Origin of the sequence: Microbacterium kribbense, assembly GCF_039537285.1 — a bacterium.
GTDB lineage: Bacteria > Actinomycetota > Actinomycetes > Actinomycetales > Microbacteriaceae > Microbacterium > Microbacterium kribbense.
This window is the reverse complement of sequence record NZ_BAABAF010000001.1, coordinates 138,555-158,612: the sequence shown is the minus strand read 5'-3', so window position 1 is coordinate 158,612 and position 20,058 is coordinate 138,555. Positions and strand designations below refer to the sequence as shown.

16 protein-coding genes and 1 pseudogene are annotated in these 20,058 nt (G+C 69.9%); 11 read left to right on the top strand and 6 right to left on the bottom strand.

Annotated elements, in window-relative coordinates; genetic code table 11:
* Positions 1-4: 4 nt before the first annotated feature.
* Complete coding sequence (glgX, locus tag ABD705_RS00635; protein ID WP_344779477.1) at positions 5-2,047, bottom strand: glycogen debranching protein GlgX; 2,043 nt, start codon at positions 2,045-2,047, stop codon at positions 5-7.
* Positions 2,048-2,162: 115 nt separating this feature from the next.
* Here glgX and ABD705_RS00630 point away from each other — a divergent pair, with 115 nt between their 5' ends.
* The 4 genes and pseudogenes from ABD705_RS00630 (at position 2,163) to ABD705_RS00615 (ending at position 6,929) form a co-directional block, all read left to right on the top strand.
* On the top strand, positions 2,163-3,536 hold the full coding sequence (locus tag ABD705_RS00630) for a maltokinase N-terminal cap-like domain-containing protein (protein ID WP_344779475.1): 1,374 nt from the start codon (positions 2,163-2,165) through the stop codon (positions 3,534-3,536).
* Positions 3,537-4,012: 476 nt separating this feature from the next.
* A pseudogene (locus tag ABD705_RS00625) lies at positions 4,013-4,372 on the top strand (carbohydrate ABC transporter permease); the annotation flags it as partial.
* A 58-nt stretch (positions 4,373-4,430) separates the two neighbouring features.
* Positions 4,431-5,897, top strand: coding sequence for a GH1 family beta-glucosidase (locus tag ABD705_RS00620; RefSeq protein WP_344779473.1), 1,467 nt, complete (start codon positions 4,431-4,433; stop codon positions 5,895-5,897).
* Positions 5,898-5,921: 24 nt separating this feature from the next.
* Positions 5,922-6,929, top strand: a complete 1,008-nt coding sequence (locus ABD705_RS00615; RefSeq protein ID WP_344779471.1) for a LacI family DNA-binding transcriptional regulator — start codon at positions 5,922-5,924, stop codon at positions 6,927-6,929.
* A 122-nt stretch (positions 6,930-7,051) separates the two neighbouring features.
* On the opposite strand, the gene ABD705_RS00610 is transcribed toward ABD705_RS00615, so the two are convergent.
* Both ABD705_RS00610 and ABD705_RS00605 read right to left on the bottom strand, forming a co-directional pair.
* Complete coding sequence (locus tag ABD705_RS00610; protein WP_344779469.1) at positions 7,052-7,504, bottom strand: hypothetical protein; 453 nt, start codon at positions 7,502-7,504, stop codon at positions 7,052-7,054.
* 145 nt (positions 7,505-7,649) lie between these two features.
* On the bottom strand, positions 7,650-8,978 hold the full coding sequence (locus ABD705_RS00605) for a uracil-xanthine permease family protein (RefSeq protein ID WP_344779467.1): 1,329 nt from the start codon (positions 8,976-8,978) through the stop codon (positions 7,650-7,652).
* 168 nt (positions 8,979-9,146) lie between these two features.
* Between ABD705_RS00605 and ABD705_RS00600 the strand changes: the two genes are divergently transcribed.
* Both ABD705_RS00600 and ABD705_RS00595 read left to right on the top strand, forming a co-directional pair.
* On the top strand, positions 9,147-9,386 hold the full coding sequence (locus ABD705_RS00600; protein WP_344779465.1) for a DUF2249 domain-containing protein: 240 nt from the start codon (positions 9,147-9,149) through the stop codon (positions 9,384-9,386).
* A 7-nt stretch (positions 9,387-9,393) separates the two neighbouring features.
* Complete coding sequence (locus tag ABD705_RS00595) at positions 9,394-9,870, top strand: hypothetical protein (RefSeq protein WP_344779464.1); 477 nt, start codon at positions 9,394-9,396, stop codon at positions 9,868-9,870.
* A gap of 198 nt (positions 9,871-10,068) precedes the next feature.
* Here the strand turns inward: ABD705_RS00595 and ABD705_RS00590 are convergent, their stop codons facing one another.
* Positions 10,069-10,965 (bottom strand): phosphoribosylaminoimidazolesuccinocarboxamide synthase, encoded by an 897-nt coding sequence (locus ABD705_RS00590; RefSeq protein WP_344779463.1) that lies wholly within the window; start codon positions 10,963-10,965, stop codon positions 10,069-10,071.
* A gap of 98 nt (positions 10,966-11,063) precedes the next feature.
* On the opposite strand from ABD705_RS00590, the gene ABD705_RS00585 reads away from it, so the two are divergent.
* Positions 11,064-11,687: a PadR family transcriptional regulator gene (locus tag ABD705_RS00585; protein WP_344779461.1), complete on the top strand. Its 624-nt coding sequence runs from the start codon at positions 11,064-11,066 to the stop codon at positions 11,685-11,687.
* Positions 11,684-13,384 (top strand): MDR family MFS transporter, encoded by a 1,701-nt coding sequence (locus ABD705_RS00580; RefSeq protein WP_425562001.1) that lies wholly within the window; start codon positions 11,684-11,686, stop codon positions 13,382-13,384. The genes ABD705_RS00585 and ABD705_RS00580 overlap by 4 nt, the downstream gene beginning before the upstream one ends.
* Positions 13,385-13,455: 71 nt before the next feature.
* On the opposite strand, the gene ABD705_RS00575 is transcribed toward ABD705_RS00580, so the two are convergent.
* Positions 13,456-14,295 carry a siderophore-interacting protein gene (locus ABD705_RS00575; protein WP_344779459.1) on the bottom strand — a complete coding sequence of 280 codons (840 nt, stop codon included), beginning with the start codon at positions 14,293-14,295 and terminating at the stop codon, positions 13,456-13,458.
* Between the two features lie 131 nt (positions 14,296-14,426).
* Between ABD705_RS00575 and galE the strand changes: the two genes are divergently transcribed.
* Entirely contained in the window at positions 14,427-15,386 is a 960-nt protein-coding gene (gene galE, locus ABD705_RS00570) for a UDP-glucose 4-epimerase GalE (protein WP_344779457.1), read from the top strand.
* Positions 15,387-15,444: 58 nt separating this feature from the next.
* On the opposite strand, the gene ABD705_RS00565 is transcribed toward galE, so the two are convergent.
* Positions 15,445-17,967 (bottom strand): CDP-glycerol glycerophosphotransferase family protein, encoded by a 2,523-nt coding sequence (locus tag ABD705_RS00565; protein ID WP_344779455.1) that lies wholly within the window; start codon positions 17,965-17,967, stop codon positions 15,445-15,447.
* Between the two features lie 93 nt (positions 17,968-18,060).
* Here ABD705_RS00565 and ABD705_RS00560 point away from each other — a divergent pair, with 93 nt between their 5' ends.
* Both ABD705_RS00560 and ABD705_RS00555 read left to right on the top strand, forming a co-directional pair.
* A complete protein-coding gene (locus ABD705_RS00560) occupies positions 18,061-18,927 on the top strand; it encodes an LLM class F420-dependent oxidoreductase (protein WP_344779452.1) in 867 nt (288 codons plus the stop codon).
* A gap of 196 nt (positions 18,928-19,123) precedes the next feature.
* A complete protein-coding gene (locus ABD705_RS00555) occupies positions 19,124-20,026 on the top strand; it encodes a hypothetical protein (RefSeq protein WP_344779450.1) in 903 nt (300 codons plus the stop codon).
* Positions 20,027-20,058 lie beyond the last annotated feature (32 nt).

The following is a 20,058-nucleotide window of genomic DNA, read 5'->3' as shown; positions in this document are numbered from 1 at the left end:
CGGCTCACGTCCCTTGCCCCGACGACCGCAGCAGCGTGAACGAGGTCTCGCCGAGGATGAGCGAGGTGACGGTCTCACCCTCGGTCTGCTCGGGATCGCTCGAGACGACGTGCACCCACGGGCGGCCTGGGGCTGGCGGCAACGTGAACTCGACCCCGTTCTCGGCTCCGTTCACCAGGAACGCGAACGAATCCGCACCCTCGTGCGCGAGCAGGAACGTGATCGAGCGGGCATCCGGGTTGTCCCAGTCCTCGGGCTCGAAGTACTTTCCGTCGGAGCGGAAGATCTCCACGGTGTCCGCACCGCCGGTGCGGGGGGCCTGCCGGAACCAACTCGGGCGCAGTGCCGGATTGTCGCGGCGCAGGGCGATCAGCTGCGCAGTGAAGTCGTGCAGCTCGGCATCCGGGCTCTGCCAGTCGTACCACGAGATCTCGTTGTCCTGACAATAGGCGTTGTTGTTGCCCGACTGCGTTCTGCCCATCTCGTCGCCACCGAGGATCATCGGCACGCCGGCAGACAGCAGCAGGGTCGCCAGGAAGTTCTTGCGCTTCCTGTTCCTGCGCTCGAGGACGGCCGGGTCATCGGTGGGGCCCTCGACCCCGCCGTTGGACGAGCGGTTGTCGTCCTCGCCGTCGTTGCCGCCTTCGCCGTTGGCCTCATTGTGCTTCTGCTCGTACGAGGTGAGGTCGGCCAGGGTGAAGCCGTCGTGCGCGGTGACGAAATTCACGCTCGACAGCGGCGCGCGGCGGGATGCCTCGTACACGTCGGGGCTTCCGAGGACGCGTTCCGAGAAGGTGCCGAGCACATTGTCGACGCCGTTCCAGAAGTCGCGCACATCGTCGCGGAACTTCCCGTTCCATTCCGACCACGTGGCGGGGAATCCGCCCACCTGATAGCCGGCGGTGTCCCACGGCTCGGCGATCATCTTCACCGGCGCCAGCACCGGATCCTGCTCGATCAGGGTGAGAAAGGCGCTGTGCAGCTCGGCGGACCCGTCCTGCCGGGTCAGCGTCGTGGCCAGGTCGAAGCGAAAGCCGTCGACGTGCATCACGGTCACCCAGTAGCGCAGCGAATCCATGATCAGGCCGAGCGCGGCCGGGTGGCCGACATTGAGGCTGTTCCCGGTGCCGGTGGTGTCGTAGTACGACGAGGGGTCGTCGTCGACCAGCCGATAGTAGGCGGCGTTGTCGATGCCCTTCAGCGACAGCATCGGGCCGAGGTGGTTGCCCTCCGCGGTGTGGTTGTAGACGACGTCGAGGATGACCTCCAGCCCGGCGGCGTGCAGCGACTTCACCATGTTGCGGAACTCGTTGACCTGGCTGCCGTCGTCACCGGAGGCGGAATACTCTCCGTGCGGGGCGAAGAAGCCGATCGAGTTGTAGCCCCAGTAGTTGGTGAGCCCCTTCTCGATCAAGTGGTTGTCGTGCACGAACTGGTGCACCGGCAGCAGCTCGATGGCGGTGACGCCGAGGTTCTTCAGGTAGTCGATCATCGCCGGATGCGCCACACCGGCGTACGTGCCGCGCAGATGCTCGGGCACTCCCGGGTGCAGCTGCGTGAAGCCGCGCACGTGCGTCTCGTAGATGATCGTCTCGGCGAGCGGGGTGCGCGGCGGCCGCTCGTCGAGCCAGTCGAAGTCGGGATTGGTGACCACGCACTTCGGCACCGACGCCGCAGGGTCGCTGTCATCCATCCGCTCGGGTTCGGTGAAACTGTGCCCGTAGGTGCTCTGGCTCCAGCCGTATTCTCCCTCGATGGCTGTCGCATGCGGATCCAGCAGGAGCTTGTTCACGTTGTGCCGCAGCCCGTTCGCCGGGTCCCAGGGCCCGTCCACCCGCAGCCCGTACCGGGTGCCGATCTGAACGCCCGGGACGAGGCCGTGAAAGACGTGCCCGGTGCGCCCGTTCAGGCGCGTCCGGTGCTCGGTCTCGCCGTCGAACACGCAGACGTCAACGCTGTCTGCGGTCTCAGAGTAGACGGCGAAATTCGCGCCTTCCGGTCGCAGGGTGACGCCAAGTGGATAGGGCACGGAACCGTCGGCGGACATGTCCCCATTGTGCGGTGCTGATCATGACTCGTCCACCCCACGGTGCGGCCCGGGCTGTTGCGCGGCGATGTGATATGGGAGGGCGCCGCGGCGGCCATCCGGCTAGCCTGTTGCCATGACCGCAACGAACGCTGTCCTTCACGCCCTGGCTGGGTGGGTCGGCGCGCAGCGGTGGTTCACCGGCAAGGGAGCGGTGCCGAAGCTGCGCATGATCGGCTCGTGGGATCTGGAGCCCGGACCGGATGTGTCGATCACGACCTACCTCATCGTCGACGGCGGCTCCGAGCGATCGGTGCTCTACCAGGTGCCGGTGACCTTCCGGCGCGCGCCGCTGGAGTCCGCGACATCCGCGCCGATCGCACAGCTCACCGATACCGACGGGACGCCGGTCTGGCTCTATGACGGACCGCACGACCCCGCCTACGCCGAGCGCCTGCTGCAGCTGGTCTGCGGCGGCCGGCACGCGCAGGGCGACGGCGCGGTCGCCGACGGCGTGCCGATCACGCCGTTCGAATGCCACAACGTCCGCTCCCGGGTTCTGTCCGGCGAGCAGTCGAACACGTCGATCGTGTACGAGTACGACGTGGCCGGTGGGCCTGCGGGCTGTCGGGCGATCTGCAAGGTGTTCCGCACGCTGGCGCACGGAGAGAACCCGGATGTCGTGCTGCAGTCCGCGCTGTCGGCCGCCGGTTCGCGCTCGGTGCCGGCAACTCTCGGCAGCGTCGTCGGGCAGTGGCCGGATCCTCGCGAGCCGGGTGGCCGCGCGCCCGGGCATCTCGCGTTCGCGCAGGAGTTCTTCAGCGGCGTCGAGGACGGCTGGCGCCATGCCACTGCCGCCGCTGCCGGGGCGGTGTCGTTCGCCTCCAGCGCCCGGGCGATGGGAGCTGCCACGGCCGACGTGCACGCGACGCTCGCCGAGGTTCTGCCGACCACTGTCGCGGAGGATGCCGACATCGCCGCGATGGTCGCGCAGTGGCGCGCGCGGCTGGATGCCGCCATCGCGGCAGTGCCTGAGCTCGCTGCGCTGCGCAAGCCGATCGAGGCGCTGCAGACCCGCGCCGCCGCCGGACCGTGGCCGCGGCTGCAGCGCATCCACGGAGATCTGCACCTGGGTCAGGTGCTGTCGATGCCCGGCGGCGGCTGGGCGATCATCGACTTCGAGGGCGAGCCGATGCGGCCACTGGCCGAGCGGTCCGAGCCCGACGTGGCGCTGCGCGACGTGGCCGGCATGCTGCGCAGCTTCGACTACGTGCGCGGTGCGGAGCCCGACGCGCAGGGTGTCGCGGCGTGGGCCGAGGACTGCCGGGCGGCGTTCATCGACGGATACGCCCGGCGATCGGGCCAGGACGTGCAGGCGCAGGGCGTGCTTGTGGACGCGTTCGAGCTCGACAAGGCGCTGTACGAGACGGTCTACGAGGCACGCAATCGTCCCGCATGGCTGCCGATCCCGATGGCGGCCGTTCGCCGCCTCGCTCAGCGCGCGCGCTGAGGTCGAATCGGCGTCGCGCGCGCCGTAACCGCACCCGCACCGTGCCTTCACTCGCACCGCGACCCAAACGTTATGCGCAGATGGGAGCGCTCCCTGACGTCATGGGAGCGGTCTCATAGAGTCTGGAGACAAGCCTGAGAGCGATCTCAGACGGGACCGAGTGATATCGCATACGTGACCGCGAGAGAACGCACAGGATGCCCTGACCGCACTCGCACCATCCGACACCACAAAGGAGTGACAACGTGAAATCACGCGCACTGCGGCGTACCGCCATCGTGGCGGCCGCCGTCTCCACCACCGCCTTGGTCCTCGCCGGCTGCGCCAGCAGCGGCGGCGACAGCGGATCCGACGACCCGAACGCCAAGATCACGCTGACCGTCGCGACGTTCAACGACTTCGGCTACACCGACGCGCTGCTCAAGGGCTACACCGCCGAGCACCCGAACGCTACCGTCGTGCACAACAAGGCCGCCACCCAGTACCTGCGTCAGGCCGTTCCGGACGAGCTCATCGAGGCGGCGCGGGTCGACGGGGCGAATTCGTTCCGCACCTTCATGACCGTCGGGCTGCCGGCGGCGCGGCCGCCCGCGGCGATGCTGGGGCTGTTCACCTTCGTGACCGCGTGGAACAACTTCTTCTGGCCGTTCATCGTGCTCGATCCCCAGTCGCCGACTCTGCCGGTGGCGCTGTCGCTGCTGCAGTCGGACTATTTCGTCGACTATTCGATCGTGCTGGCCGGCGTGCTGCTGTCCACCGTCCCGCTGCTGATCCTGTTCATCTTCGCGGGAAAGCAGCTGGTCAGTGGCATCATGGCCGGAGCCGTCAAGGGCTGAGCCGCACGTCCGGTCCCGCATCGCCGCCCGACTCCCCCACCGAGAGGAACCCGCCCGCATGAACGCGAGCACCCGCCACTTCCCGCCGAACTTCCGGTTCGGCGCCGCCACGGCCGCCTTCCAGATCGAGGGCGCCGCCGCCGAGGACGGTCGTCGCGCCTCGATCTGGGATGCCTTCTGCCGCGTCCCCGGTGCCGTGCTCGGCGGTGACACCGGCGATGTGGCCTGCGACCACTATCACCGCTACCGCGACGACGTCGCGGTCATGAAGGACCTCGGCCTGCAGTCCTATCGCTTCTCGACGTCGTGGGCGCGGGTGCGCCCGGACGGCGGCGCGCTCAATCACGCCGGCGTCGACTTCTACGCGCGCCTCGTGGACGAGCTGCTGGATGCCGGCATCCAGCCCTGGCTCACGCTCTATCACTGGGACCTGCCGCAGGCGCTGCAGGAACGCGGCGGGTGGACGGTGCGGGAGACCGCGGACCGGTTCACCGAGTACGCGCTGGACATGCACGACGCGCTCGGCGATCGGGTGGCCGTGTGGACGACGCTGAACGAACCGTGGTGCTCGTCGTTCCTCAGCTACACCGCCGGGGTGCACGCGCCCGGGCGCACCAGCGTGGCCGAAGGCCTGCTCGCTGCGCACCACCTGCTGCTCGGGCACGGCCAGGTCGTGCGGGAGCTGCGGGCGCGGGATGCCGCGCTGAACCTCGGGCTGACCCTGAACCTCACCGTCGCCGACCCTGTGGACGCGGCCGACCCGGCCGACGCCGATGCCGCCCGGCGCATCGACGGCCAGTTCAACCGCTGGTTCCTGGATCCGGTGTTCCGTGCCGAATACCCGGCCGACATCGTCGCCGACATCCGCGCCGTCGACGCCGATGCCGTCGGCCGGTTCGAGGCAGCGGTGCAGCCGGGCGATCTGCCGGCCATCGCCGCGCCGATCGACACGCTCGGCGTCAACTACTACCACGGCGAGCTCGTCGGCGGCCGGCCCCCCGCCCGGCAGATCGGCGGCGGCGAGGCGCCGACGAGCCGGCCGACGGCATCCCCCTATCCCGCACATCACGGCATCTTCTGGCACGACCGCGGCCTGCCGCGCACCCCGATGAACTGGGAGGTGCAGCCCGAGGGGCTGACCCGGCTGCTGGTGCGGGTCAGCGCGGAGTATGCGGCGCCGGTCGGCGTCGCGCTGTACGTGACCGAGAACGGGGCCGCCTACGACGATGAGCCGGCTGGCGACGACGGCGAGCTGCGCATCCGGGACCTCGACCGCACCGAGTACGTGCGCGACCATCTGGCGGCGGTGCTGGATGCCGCGGATGCCGGCGTCGACGTGCGCGGCTACTTCTACTGGTCGCTGCTGGACAACTTCGAGTGGGCGTGGGGCTACCGCAAGGGATTCGGCATCGTGCACGTGGACTATGACACGCAGGTGCGCACGATCAAGGACAGCGGCCGCGAGTACGCTCGGATCATCGCGGCGCGTTCCCTCGCGGGCGTGTGCGCCCCCGCGCGCGGGTAGCATCATCCGACGGGGAGGAATCCGATGAGCGGTGCAGGCGTGCGGGCGACGATCGAGGAGGTCGCCGCGGCCGCCGGGGTCTCCCGGTCGACGGTGTCGCGTGTCGTGAACGGGTCCACCGCGGTCAGCCCCGCGGCGCTCGAGGCCGTGCGCCGGGTGATCGCCGAGATGAACTACGTGCCCAACCGGGCGGCGCGCTCGCTGGCCAGCCGGCAGACGCTGGCGATCGCATTGGTCGTGCCCGAAGACACCACGCGGTTCTTCGGCGATCCGTTCTTCGCATCGATCGTGTCGGGCATCAACGCTCGGCTGACCCGCTCCGACTACGTGCTGAATCTGTTCATCGCCAGCGACGACCCGGGCGAGAAGACGACCAGCTACATGCGCGGCGGCAATGTCGACGGGGCGATCATCGTCTCGCACCACACCAGTGACACGTTCATCCACCGCATCGCCTCGGTCGTGCCGGTCGTGTACGGCGGCCGGCCGACGCATCAGCGCGAGGGCGACTACTACGTCGACGTCGACAACGAGGCGGGCGGCAAGGCCGCGACCGACTACCTGATCGGGCGCGGGCATCGCAGGATCGCGACGATCACAGGCCCGCCGACGATGCCGGCCGGCGTGGACCGGCTGCGCGGGTACCGCGCCGCGATCGCCTCGGCCGGACTCGAGGCCAGTGCCATCGTCGACGGCGACTTCACCGCGGACGGCGGAGCGCGCGCGATGCGTGAGATCCTGGCCTCGGGCGACCGGCCCGAGGCCGTGTTCATCGCCAGCGACCTGATGGCGCGCGGTGCCCTGGCGGTGCTGGCGGCGGCGGGGGTGCGGGTGCCGGACGACGTGGCGCTGATCGGGTTCGACGACTCGCCGGTCGCGACATCCGTCTCGCCGCAGCTGACCACGATGCGCCAGCCGTCGTTCGAGCAGGGCGAGACGATGGCCGAGGTGCTGCTGCAGATCCTGTCCGGCGGGGCGCCGGCGCACTCGACGGTGCTGCCGACCGAGCTGGTCGTGCGCGCGTCGGCGTGAGCCGGGTCGCGCACAGAGTTCGGAGGATGTCGCCGACCTCGGACCGATCTCCGCGAAGTCCTCCGAACTTCGTGCGATTCTCCGAACTCTGTGAAGGCCGCTCAGCCCGCTGCGCGCGCGACTCAGCCCGCCGCGCGGGCCACGAGCTCGGCGATGCGCTTCTCGTCGGCCTTCGTCAGCGACAGGATCGCGTACGACGTCGGCCACATCTGCCCGTCGTCCAGCTGCGCGTTGGTCTCGAAGCCCAGCGTGGCATAGCGGTCCTTGAACTTGGCGGCCGGCTTGAAGAACAGCACGACTTTGCCGTCGCGGGTGTATGCCGGAAAGCCGTACCAGGTCTTCGACGCCAGCTGCGGGGCGACCGACGTGACGATGTCGTCGATCGCGGCGGCGATCACCCGGTCGGCGTCGCCCATGCCGGCGATCGCGTCGAGCAGGTCCTGCCGGTCGATCGCGGCCTTCTCCGCCGGCGACTTGCCCTTGCGCTCCTGCGCCTTCAGCTCGGCGGCGCGCTGGCGCATCGCCGCGCGCTCCTCGGCGGTGAATCCGGACTTCGTGCTTCGTTCGGGGCTCATGTGGACAACGATACGGATGCCGCGGCCGAGCCGCTTCTCTGATCCTGCTCGGCTGCGCCGCGAATCCCGCTCGGCTGCGCCGCGAATCCCGCTCGGCTGCGCCGCGAGTCCCGCTCCGCTGGGCTTTGCGGGGCCGCGGTGCGGGCTACAGGGCGTCGACGGGGTCGCCGCCGAGTGGGCCGACCGCGGGGATCGGGCCGCCGTCGTCGGCGCCGGTCCTGCGCGCCCGGGCCAGCGCGTTGCCGACGTGGTAGATCAGCAGCGCCGCCACGGTGCCCAGCACGATGCCGGAGAGCACGAAGTCGCCCCAGTTCATCGTGAAGTTGGCGATCGCGATGACCAGGGCCACGGCGCCGGTGTACTGGTTGACCGGGCGCGAGAAGTCCACTCGGTTGTCGACCCAGATCTTGATGCCGATGATGCCGATCAGGCCGTACAGCGCCGTGGTCGCCCCGCCCAGCACGCCTTGCGGGATGGAGTTGAAGATCACGCCGACCTTCGGTGACAGCGCCAGCACGATCGCGACGATGCCGGCGACCCAGTATGCGGCCGTGGAATAGACCCGGGTGGCGGCCATCACACCGATGTTCTCGCCGTAGGTCGTGGTGCCCGACCCGCCGAACGCGCCGGCGATGGTCGTGGCGACGCCGTCGGCGATCAGCGCCTTGCCCGTCTGCTTGTTGACCGACTTGTCGGTCATCGTCGCCACGGCGCGCACGTGGCCGACGTTCTCGGCGATCAGCACCAGCACGACCGGCAGGAACATCGCGATCGCGCCCCAGGTGCCGGGCGTCGTGAAGTCGGCGATGTGGAAGGTGGGCCATCCGAACCATTGCTCGTCGGCCACCTTCGACCAGTCGATCTCGCCCTGGAACGTTGCCACGATGTAGCCGACCACGACGCCGAGGAAGATGGAGATGCGGCCGAGGAAGCCGCGGAACAGCACGCTGAACAGGATGATCGCCGCCAGCGTGATGCCGGCCGTCAGCGGCTGCTTCTGCACGTTGTCCCACGCCGCCGGCGCCAGGTTGAAGCCGATCAGTGCGACGATGGTGCCGGCCACGACGGGCGGCATGAACTTGTCGACCCAGCCGATGCCGGCCACCTGCACGACGACGCCGACCAGCAGCAGCAGGATGCCGACGGCCACGATGCCCGCCAGCGCGGTGCCCATGCTGTGGGATGCCGTGGCCGCCGTGACCGGGATGATGAACGCGAACGAGCTGCCCAGGTAGCTGGGCAGCTTGTTGCGGGTGATCAGCAGGAACAGGATCGTGCCGATGCCGGAGAACAGCAGCGTCGTCGAGACCGGGAAGCCGGTGAGGATCGGCACCAGGAACGTCGCGCCGAACATGGCGACCACGTGCTGCGCACCGATCGCGATGGTCGCGGGCCAGTTCAGCCGCTCGCCCGGGTGCACCACCTCGCCAGGGGCGACCGTGCGGCCGTTTCCGTGCAGAGTCCAGATCGGCATGCGCGCTCCTGTGGGCGTGAGAAGAGGGGATGGCGCCGGATGCCGCCGAAACGACTTTATCGGTGGGATGGCATCGCTTGCGGGAGCACGCACCGCAGTGTTTTCATGCGCCCGGAGCCGGGTGCGTCGGGCGGTGCTAGCGTCGAATCAACTCTGGAAGGGAGTTTCATGAGCGAGCGGGTAGAACTCGACGTACGGACGCTGGAGCCGGCTCGTCGGCACCAGATCATCTTTGAGAGGTACAACGCGCTGGGCCCCGGTGAGGGGTACGTGCTGGTCAACGACCACGACCCGAAGCCGCTGTACTACCAGTTCGCCGCGGAGCACGCCGGTGACTTCACCTGGGACTACCTCGAGGAGGGCCCCGAGGTCTGGCGCGTGGACATCGGGCGCCCCGCCGCTCAGTGAACACACCGTGACCGGCGGGTATCCCCCCGCACTGCAGGCGGTTCTGCTGATCATTCTGTTGCTGGCCACCTGCGTGTGGATCGGCGGCTGGGCCACGCTGATCGTGGTCGCGCGCACCGCGACGGCCGCGCTCAGTCGCGCCGACCGGGTGTCGTTCTTCCGGCTGTTCGGCCGCAGGTTCGGCATCGTCTCGACGATCGCACTGGTGCTGGCCCTGGCATCCGGCCTGCTGCTGTTGGTCGCGATGCCGTGGACGGCACTGTCCACGTGGATGGTGGTGCTGGCGGTCGTGCTGCTGCTCGTTGTGGGCGCGGGCGTCGTGCAGGCGCGGATGCTGACCCGTCAGCGTCGTGCGCTGATCGCGGCGCACGACGAGGGCCTGGAGGCGCGGATCGCCGCCGGCGCCCGTGCTGCGACCGTGCTGCGTGCGAGCCTGGGTGCGATCAGCATCGTCATACTGATGCTCGCGGTCCTGCCCCGGTAGCTCGCGTCGGCCCCTCCTTCGCCGAGAAGGCGCATCCCGCGCCGAGGTGGTGCGTCCCGCGCCGAGGTGGTGCCTCCCACCGCGAGGTGGTGCCGACCTTCTCGGCGTAGGAAGGACCCTTCTCGGCGTAGGAAGGACCTTCTCGGTGCAGGGGGCACCTTCTCGGCGGCGGGGCGGCGGGGCGGCGGGGCGACCGGATCAGGCGGTCAGGCGCTCGACGAGCTCGCGGTAGCGGGTTGCGGTGCGGGCCACGATGTCGGCCGGCAGTTCCGGCGGGGTGCCGGTCTTGTCCCAGTTCGCCGACAGCCAATCGCGCACGATCTGCTTGTCGAAGCTGGCCATCCGCTCCGCCGGCGTCGAGCCGGTGCGCCAGGTCTCGGCATCCCAGTACCGCGACGAGTCCGCCGTCAGCACCTCGTCCGCGAGGGTCACGGTGTCGTCGTCATCCAGGCCGAACTCGAACTTCGTGTCGGCGAGGATCAGCCCGCGCTCGGCGGCGGTGTCGGCCGCGCGCTGATAGACCTGCAGCGACAGCGCCCGCACCTTCTCGGCGTGCGGCACGCCGACCAGCTCGACGACCCGGTCGAACGAGATGTTCTCGTCGTGCTCGCCCATCGGCGCCTTGAACGCCGGCGTGAAGATCGGCGCCGGCAGCCGGTCGCCGTTGTGCAGCCCGTCCGGCAGGTGGATGCCGCACACCGTCTGACTCGCCTGGTATTCCGCCCACCCCGACCCGGTCAGGTACCCGCGCACGACGCACTCCACCGGCAGCATCTGCAGCCCCCGGACGACCATCGCCCGCCCGGCCACCTCGGCCGGCACGTCGGCGTCCGCGATGACGTGGTTCGGGATGCCGGGCCCGCCGTCCCCACCGGAGAGGCGATCGAACCACCACAGGCTCAGCGTCGTCAGCAGCTCGCCCTTGCCCGGAATCGCCGGCGAGAGCATCACGTCGAACGAGCTCACCCGGTCGCTGGTGACCACCAGCATCCGGTCCGCCCGGGTGTTCGGCGGCAGATCGGCCGGCACATACAGATCGCGCACCTTGCCGGAGTAGATGTGCGTCCAACCGGCCAGTTCACGGGGAGCAGTCATCTGCCCATCTTCGCACTCCGCCCGAAGCGTAACCATCCCAGCGAAGATGCAGGCCGACGGGTATATAGTCCATCTGGACTAATCGATCTGGAGCATCCATGAAGCATGCCGCACTGACCCCGCTCGGGGTGATGGTGCTCGCGCTGCTGCGCGAGGGCGACATGCATCCGTACGAGATGATCCGGCTACTGCGCCTGCGCCGCCAGGACGCCATCATCAAGATCACCAACGGCACGTTCTACCACACGGTCGGCCGGCTGCAGCGGCAGGGACTGATCGCCGAAGTCGGCGTGGACCGCGACGGCAACCGCCCCGAGCGCACCACCTACGCGCTGACGGATGCCGGCCCCCAGGCGCTGGCCGCATGGGTGCGGACGCATCTGGCCGACGCCGACGGCACCACCGGGTTCCGGGTCGCGCTCGCCGAGGCGCACAACCTCGACCGTGCCGAGGTGGCCGATCTCATCGGCATCCGTCGCACCGCACTCGCGCGCGAACTCGCGGAGGTGCAGAAGCGGCTGACCCGCGCGCAGGCGCTGAACATCCTCGAGCAGTTCGCCATCGAGAGTCACCGGCGGCGGGCGATGCTGCGCGCCGAGATCGAGTGGACCGATTCGTTCCTGGAACGTCTTGCGCGCCCCGACTACCTCTGGGGGGTCACTGACATCCCCGTCGAACATCAGGCCGGCAATCTGGCCCTCCGAAAGGCAGCACGAGCATGACCGTGACAACGCGAGCGGCAGCGCGGGCGGCACTGCCGGTGCGCCGCGGCGGCACCCCGCGCAGCCCGTGGCCGGCGCTGTGGGCGCTGGTGATCGGCTTCTTCATGATCCTGGTCGACACCACGATCGTCTCGGTGGCCAACCCCGCCATCAAGGCGGCGCTGGACCCCGACACCACCAACCTCGACAACGTCATCTGGGTCACCAGCGCCTACCTGCTGGCCTATGCGGTGCCGCTGCTGATCACCGGGCGCCTGGGCGACCGGTTCGGTCCGAAGAACATCTATCTGATGGGCCTGGCGATCTTCACGCTCGCCTCGTTCGGGGCGGGGATGTCGCAGACCCTCACCGTGCTGATCGCGTTCCGCGCGGTGCAGGGCGTCGGCGCCTCGCTGATGACACCGCAGACGATGGCCGTGATCACGCGCACCTTCCCGCCCAACCAGCGCGGTGCGGCGATGGGGCTGTGGGGGGCGACCTCGGGCGTCGCGATGCTCGTCGGCCCGCTGGCCGGCGGCCTGCTCGTGGACGGCCTGGGCTGGGAGTGGATCTTCTTCGTCAACCTGCCGGTGGGCGTGCTCGGGTTCGTGATGGCATGGGTCCTGGTGCCGAAGCTGCCGACGCATCCGCACCGCTTCGACATCGTCGGCGTGTTCCTTTCAGCCGCCGCTCTGTTCTTCATCGTCTTCGGCTTGCAGGAGGGGCAGAAGTACAACTGGGGCGAGATCTGGGGAGCGGTCACGGTCTGGGAGCTGATCGGGTTCGGCGTCGTGCTGCTGGGCGCTTTCCTCTGGCAGCAGGCGAAGACCCGCAGCGAAGCGCTGGTGCCCCTGGGGCTGTTCCGCGACCGCAACTTCGCGGTCTCGAATCTCGGCATCGCCGTCGTCGGGTTCACCGTGACGTGCATGTCGCTGCCGTTCATGTTCTTCTTGCAGCTCTCGCGCGGGCTCAGCCCGACCCAGTCCGCGCTGCTGATGATTCCGATGGCCGTGCTCGCCGGCATCCTCTCGCCGTTCGCCGGCCGCCTGCTCGACCTGGTCGATTCGCGCCTGCTGCTGGTGCCCGGCATCGGCCTGTTCGCCGCGGCGCTGTTCTGGTACGCGGCGCTGATGAACATGGACACCCCGGTCTGGATGTTCCTGCTGCCGTCGGCGCTGATGGGCATCGGCAGCGCCGGGGTGTGGGGGCCGCTGGCCACCACCGCCACCCGCAGTCTGCAGCCGCGGCAGGCCGGGGCCGGCGCCGGCATCTACAACACCACCCGCACGATGGGGTCGGTGCTCGGCTCGGCAGCGATCGCCTCGTTCATGCAGGCGCGGCTCGAGGCGAATCTGCCCGGCTCGGGCAGCAGCACCAGTGCGGTCGGCGCGGGCCAGCTGCCGGCGCCCATCGCCGGACCGTTCGGAGCCGCGATGGCGCAGTCGATGCTGCTGCCGGCGATCGTCATGGTGGCCGGAGTCATCGTCGTGCTGTTCATGCGGCACGGCCGGGTCGCCGACTGGCACGGCGCGCACCAGGGCACGGCACCGATCGCCGTGGTGGACGCGCCGGTGGTGGACGCGCCGGTGGTGGCAGCGCCCGTGGTGGCTGCGCCCGTGGTGGCTGCGCCCGCGGCGCCCAATGCGTCGCCGGTGTCGCCGCTGCGCCGCCAGAACTCCTCCGATCCGGACCGGGTGGCGCCGAATCGGGCCCGTTGAGTGGTGAATCGCACCGATGGGAGGAGTTCTGACCGGGGTGGACGGCGCCCGCTGCTGCGGCGCCGGCATGGTCAGTCCGGGTCGACCGGGTCGATCGGCGCGTGGTGGTCCCAGGCCACGACGCCGCGGCGCCAGTAGCCGGTGACCGAGTACTGCTCACGCGGCAGCTGCAGCGTGTGCCGCAGATGGCGGCGCAACGGCACGAGGGCGGATGCCTCACCCGCCGCGAACACATAGGTCGTGGCATCCACGCCCACCGCCGTCACGCCGGCGACCAGGTCGTCGCCGGCGGCCGTCAGCGCGAACTCGCGGTCGGCGAACGAGCTCAGGTAGGCGCGCGCGCTGTCGAGGTCGCCGTCGGCGATGATCTCGACGCGGGTGGATGCCGGCACCTCGGCGAGCCAGCGGCCGGCCGCCGGCAGCGAGGTGCCGTCGACGACCAGCAGCACGCGGGGCGCGTTCTGGGTGGCGGCCTTCGATCCGCGTGGGCCGACCAGCACGAGCTGCGATCCGATCGTCGCGGTGGCGCCCCACTGCGCGGCCGGACCCGGGCTGTCGTGACGCAGGATGTCGAGGTCGACGAGCCGCCGGCCGTTTTCGTCGCGCACGTTCAGGGGCGTGAAGTCACGGCCGAAGGTCGGCTGGTCGGGGCGGACGATGCCGTCCTCACCGGGGCCGGCGGCGACCGGAGCGACCAACTCGCCGGTGGCGGGGTCGGGGAAGAACGTGCGGGTGTGATCGCTGGGGCCACCGCTGGCGTAGTCCGCGAAGTCGGGTCCGGTCAGGGTCACCCGGATGTACTCCTGGGTCGGCGCGCTGACGGCGACCACGGTCGCCTGGCGCGCCGTGAAGCGGTTGCGGCCGGCGGCACGGGCGAACAGAGCGGGGGCGTCGGTCGGGGCGTCCGGCATGGGTATTCCTCCACTGGTCACGTCATCGAGTGAGAATTGCTCACGTCATCGGGGTAGGACCAGGCTATCGGCCCCCGATCATCACGAGCCGCCCGCGGTGCGTCCGGCCGAACGGAAGCTAGGCTCGATCCATGCGAGTCGCAGTCACCGGGGGCGCCGGCTACATCGGTGCGCATGTCGTCGACCTGCTGGTGGCCCGGGGCGACGAGGTGGTCGTGCTCGACGATCTGTCGACCGGCGTGCGTGAACGAGTCGGCACGGCCGACTTCGTCGGCGTCGACCTGGCCGCGACGTTCGACCCCGAATCGTTGGCGACCCACCTGGCCGGTGCGGACGCCGTGATCCACTTCACGGCCAAGAAGCGGGTCGATGAGTCCGTCGCGCGCCCGGCCTGGTATTTCCACCAGAACATCACGTCGCTGGCGAACGTGCTGGCGGCGGCGGCGGCAGCGGATGCCACGAAGTTCATCTTCTCTTCGTCGGCCGCGGTCTACGGGGCGGTCGACGGGCGGCCGGTGCCCGAGACGACACCCGCGCATCCGGTGAACCCGTACGGCGAGACGAAGCTGGCCGGCGAGTGGCTGGTCGCCGACGCCGCAGCCTCGATGGGCCTGCAGGCATCGAGCCTCCGGTACTTCAACGTCGCCGGCGCCGCCCGCCCGCAGCTGGGCGACACGGCGGCGCTGAACATCATCCCGATCGTCATGCAGCATGCCCGCGCGCATCAGGCGCCAGTCATCTTCGGCGACGACTACCCCACCCCGGACGGCACCTGCGTGCGCGACTACATCCACGTCACCGATCTGGCCCGCGCGCACCTGGCGGCATTGGACGGGCTGGCCGGCCGTCCCGAGCCGCACCGCACCTACAACGTGGGCACCGGCACCGGCCACTCGGTGCGCGAAGTGGTGGATGCCGTCCGTCGGCATGCGCCCGACATGCCGGCCGCACAGATCGCGCCACGGCGGCGGGGCGACCCGGCCTCCGTCGTCGCCGATCCGACCCGGATCCAGCGCGAACTTGGCTGGTCGGCCGACCACTCGCTCGCCGACATCGTCGATTCGGCCTGGCAGGCGATCGCCGCAGGCTGACAGCGCGTCGCCGACTGAACCTCCGGCTGACAGCGCGTCGCCGGCCAGCGCCCCCGCCCTACCCCCAGCGGTGTGTGCGCACCGGACCGGTCACCACGACCGCCGGCGGGGTCGCGATCAGGGTGTCCAGCTCCGCGATGACCTCCGACGTGTAGGCGGCGGCATCCAATGTGCTGGCCGGCACGTCACCGTGCAGGAAGGCGCGCATGCCGTCGCGCAGCGCGTCGTCGGACTGCGCGACGACGTGGATCGTGTCGCCGGGCAGCGCGTCGCGCACCGAGCCGAACACGGTGGACACGATCGGCAGGTCGCACAGCGCGGCCTCCAGCAGCACCATCGGCTGCCCCTCGTACTTGCTGGACAGCACGAAGCAGTCCGACGCCGCCAGGACCGCGAACGGGTTGCTGCGCTGCCCGGCCAGGAAGGCGACGTGGTCGAGGCCGGCGGCCGCGATCTGTCGCCGCAGCGCGTCTTCGAGCGGACCGGTGCCGACGATCACCAGTCGCGTCGACGGGTCGTCGGCGTGCACCTGCGCGAACGCCCGGATCAGCCGGGCATGGTTCTTCTCGCTCGACAGCCGCCCGACCGTGACGAACCAGCGGGTGTCGTGATCGGTCTGCTGCAGCTGCGCCATCCATTCCGGAACGGCCTCGCCCGGCTCCAGCAGCGACGGCAGCGGTTCGCGTTGTGCGGTGAGCACGCGATCGACGTTGGGCAGGTTGCGCACCGTCGTGAACCGGTCGGCGGGCGCGTATTCGGCCAGTTCGGCGCGGTTGAGCTCGGTCAGTCGCTCCGACACCGACACCAGGTGGTCGAACGAGTGGTAGAGCGAGAAGACCAGTCCGAGCGAGTGGCGCATCGGCTGCTTGCCGCCGATGATGCGCTGCTGGTCCGACGCCATCTGGCTGTGCAGCCAGATGGCGCGCTGCGCGTAGGGCGAATGCAGCAGCAGGTTCGTCCAGATCGGGCTGTAACCGCTGAAATCGGCCACCCAGTCGAACCGCGCGCTGCCGAACACGCGCGCCCATTCGCTGCCCCAGAGCAGCGAGTGCCAGCGCTCGTCGCGGGGGGCCGGCGGCAGGCCGCGGCGATCCCGGGCACGCCGGCGCAGCTGCAGCGCCTTCGATCCGTTCATGCCGCCGATCCGGAACACCTGCCGCACGGCCGGGTGGATCAGGGCCTGGTTCTGCAGCGGGTTCTCGGCGCGGAACATCGGCATCAGCGCCGTGACGTCGTATCTGTTGTGGTCGATCGCGTCGAGCAGGTTCAGCACCGAGGTGGTGATGCCGTTCGAGCGCATCCCGCCCAGGAAGAACAGCAGCCGGGTGCGCCCGTCGGCGCGCACCGCCCGCACGCGGCGACCGGCGGCGGCGCCGCGGAACACGATGTCGACGACGCGCCGGGTCACGGCGCCGTCTTCGTAAGGGGTGAACCGCGCCGCCCATTCCGCATAGCGCGGGTGCGGGGCGCCGCCGTCGAGCATCTCGGCCATGAGCCGGCCCGCTTCGGCAGGGTCGGCGGTGACGGGGCCGGGCAACTGGTCCAGCGGCAGGTACGTGCCGCGGCCGTGGGCATAGGCATCCGCATCGGGAGTGAAGAAGGCGATCGGCCGCCCGGTGGCGAGATAGTCGAAGAAGATCGACGAATAGTCGGTGATCAGGGCATCGGATGCCCCGAGGATGACGTTCGTCGGCAGGGTGTTGGGCACCAGGATCCGGCGCAGCCGGGGCCGCTTCGCCGCCAGTGCGTGCACGATCTGGTGCGTCTTCAGCAGCACGACGGTGTCGTCGCCGAGCCGGGCCTGGATGGCCGCGGTCTGCGCCGCCAGGGCGTCGACGTTGTCGTCGGGTGCGTGGAACGAGGAGCCGCGCCAGGTCGGGGCGAACAGCACGATCCGCCGATCGCCGACGGCGATGCCGGCGCGGTCGAGTTCGGCGCGCACGTGCGCGGCCTGGGTGTCGGTCAGGCGCTGCCGGTCGATGCGGGGGTAGCCCTCTTCGATGATGCGGCCCTGGTACACGTTGCGCAGGCGGAAGGCATCCTCATACATCGTCTCGGCCATGAACTCGTTCGCGGCGAGCACGAAGTCGGCCGAGAGCAGGTTGCGCAGCGTGTTGGCCGCGCCGATCGCGCCGCCGGGGATGTCGAACCCCATCAGCTTCAGCGGGGTGCCGTGCCAGGTGTTCAGGTAGACCTGGCCGGGCCGCTTGCCGAATGCCGGCGGGAAGGTGGCGTTGTTGATCACGAAGCCGGCCGTGGACAGTGCACGCCAGTAGGCGAAGCTGCCGTGCCGCACGAAGCGCACCCGCGGGTGCGCGCCGAACTCGGCGTCGAAGTGCGCGATGGCCGCATCGTCGGCGATCGACCAGACGTGCCAGAGGTGGTCGAAGTCGGGCCGGTTCAGCAGGTGCCGGAAGATCGCCTCGGGGTTGTCCAGCACGCCGTTGCCCGCGAACGACTCGTAGAAGACGACGTCGTGCTGGATGCGCAGGTGCCTGGTGTAGGCGATCCGCTCTGCTCGCACCGCCCGTCCGGCGCGTGAGACGTAGCGGTTCAGGCGGCCGGGCAGCGGGAGTCTCACGGCACCGAGCCTAGGGGAGGGGGCTGAGAGCAGGCTTGGGGATGCCTCTGGGGGACGGGTGCCGTTCATGGCCGACAGGCGTAGCCTTGCGCAATGCACGCGGGAATCCACTTCTGGAACTACACCATGCCGGGCGCCCCGGCATCCATCGCGGCCACGGTGGCCGAGACCGCGCGGGTTGCCGACGCCGGCGGATTTGATCAGTTCACCGTGATGGACCATTGGTTTCAGATGGAGAACGCCGGCGACCCCGCCCAGCCGATGCTCGAGGCGTTCTCGACTCTCGCCTTCGTCGCCGCGCAGACCCGGCGGATGCGGCTGGCGCCTCTGGTGGCCGGCGTCACCTACCGGCATCCGGGTCTGCTCGCCAAGACGATCACGACGCTCGACGTGCTCAGCGGCGGCCGGGCCGCGCTCGGCATCGGCGCCGCCTGGTACGAGCGCGAGCACCACGCGCTCGGCGTGCCGTACCCGGTCCTCTCGGAGCGGTTCGAGCGGCTCGAAGAGGCGATCCGGATCGCACTGCAGATGTGGGGCGATGATGCCGGGCCGTTCGCAGGCGCGCACTACGAGCTGGCCGAGACGCTGAACAGCCCGGCGCCGGTGAGTGCGCCGCATCCGCCCCTGCTGATCGGCGGCAAGGGGGAGCGCAAGACCCTGCGCATCGCCGCGCAGTACGCGCAGATCGTCAACCTCACCTCGGCGGATCCCGACGAGGTCGCGCACCTGCTCGAGGTGCTGCGCCGGCACTGCGCCGATGTCGGCACCGACTACGACGGCATCGAGAAGCAGGTCATGGCCTCCCGGCTCGACCCGGCCGGCGCGGACTTCTGGTCCACGATGGAGCGCTTCGTCGCGCTGGGGGTCGACCTGGTCGTGTTCGGCGTGCGGCCCGGCGACCAGCTCGCCTCGGTCGAGACGCTCGCCGCCGACGTTCTGCCGCGGCTCGCCGACCTGTGAGCCCGCACCACCCCGCACCGCCCCGCCCCGCCCCGCCGCCCTTCTCCGTGACTTGCCACAAGTGGCGACATCGACGTCGGCAATTCCAGCCACTTGTGGCAAGTCAAATTCGTGGGACGCCGCGGCGAGGGGACGCCTGGACCTGTGCCTGTGGATAACTCGGCGCCATGTCGCCTGGGCCCGGCATCCTGGGCAGATGGCACGGCATCCTGCTCCGCTCCCCGACTCCTTCCAGGGCAGGTCGTTCGCGGTCGCGACAGCGCGGGCCCACGGCATCCCGCGCAGTCGGACCCGGGCGCAGGATCTGCTCCGTCCGCACCGCGGCATCCGATCACCTGCCGGCGTCGAGTTGACTTACGGCCACGAATGCGCGGCGCTGCAGCTGCGGTTGCCCGTGACGGCCGCGTTCAGTCACGTGACGGCCGCACGGCTCCACGATCTGCCGCTTCCTTCCGTCCTCGAGAGCGCGGATGTCTTCCACGTGGTCGTCCCCCGTGGCACGCGCGCGCCACGGGGAAAACGGGTGTGCGGCCACCAGTCCACGATCGGTGAGAAGGATGTCGACAGGCGCAAGAGGGTGCCCGCCACCACGCCCGAGCGCACTTTCTGCGACCTGGCATCGATGCTCACACTGGGCGAACTCGTCGCGATCGGCGATGTGATCCTGCGCCGCGGCGGTCGCGCGGCGCGCATGAAGCTCGCGAAGGCGGTCGCCGCACACCCGGCGCGCAAGTATCGACTGCACCTGAAACGCGCTCTCGAGCTCCTGAATCCGAAGGCCGAATCGCCGAAGGAATCCGAGCTGCGCGTGCTGCTGATCGCGGCCGGGTTCCCGGCGCCGGCGGTCAATCACGTCGTCTACGACGTCGACGGGACCTTCGTGGCACGGATCGACCTGACCTACCCAGGCTGCAAGGTCGCGATCGAATATGACGGTGATCAGCACCGCACCGACAAGAAGCAGTGGCGCACGGACCTCAAGCGCCGCCGCCGCCTCGAGGCGCTCGGGTGGAAGTACCTCACCGTGACCCAAGCCGACCTCGACGACCACGGGGACTTCTTCGCCGACCTGCGCACCGCCCTCATCCGGCCTCTCTGACGTCTCGGGGCCGTGGTCTCGGCATCCCCCGC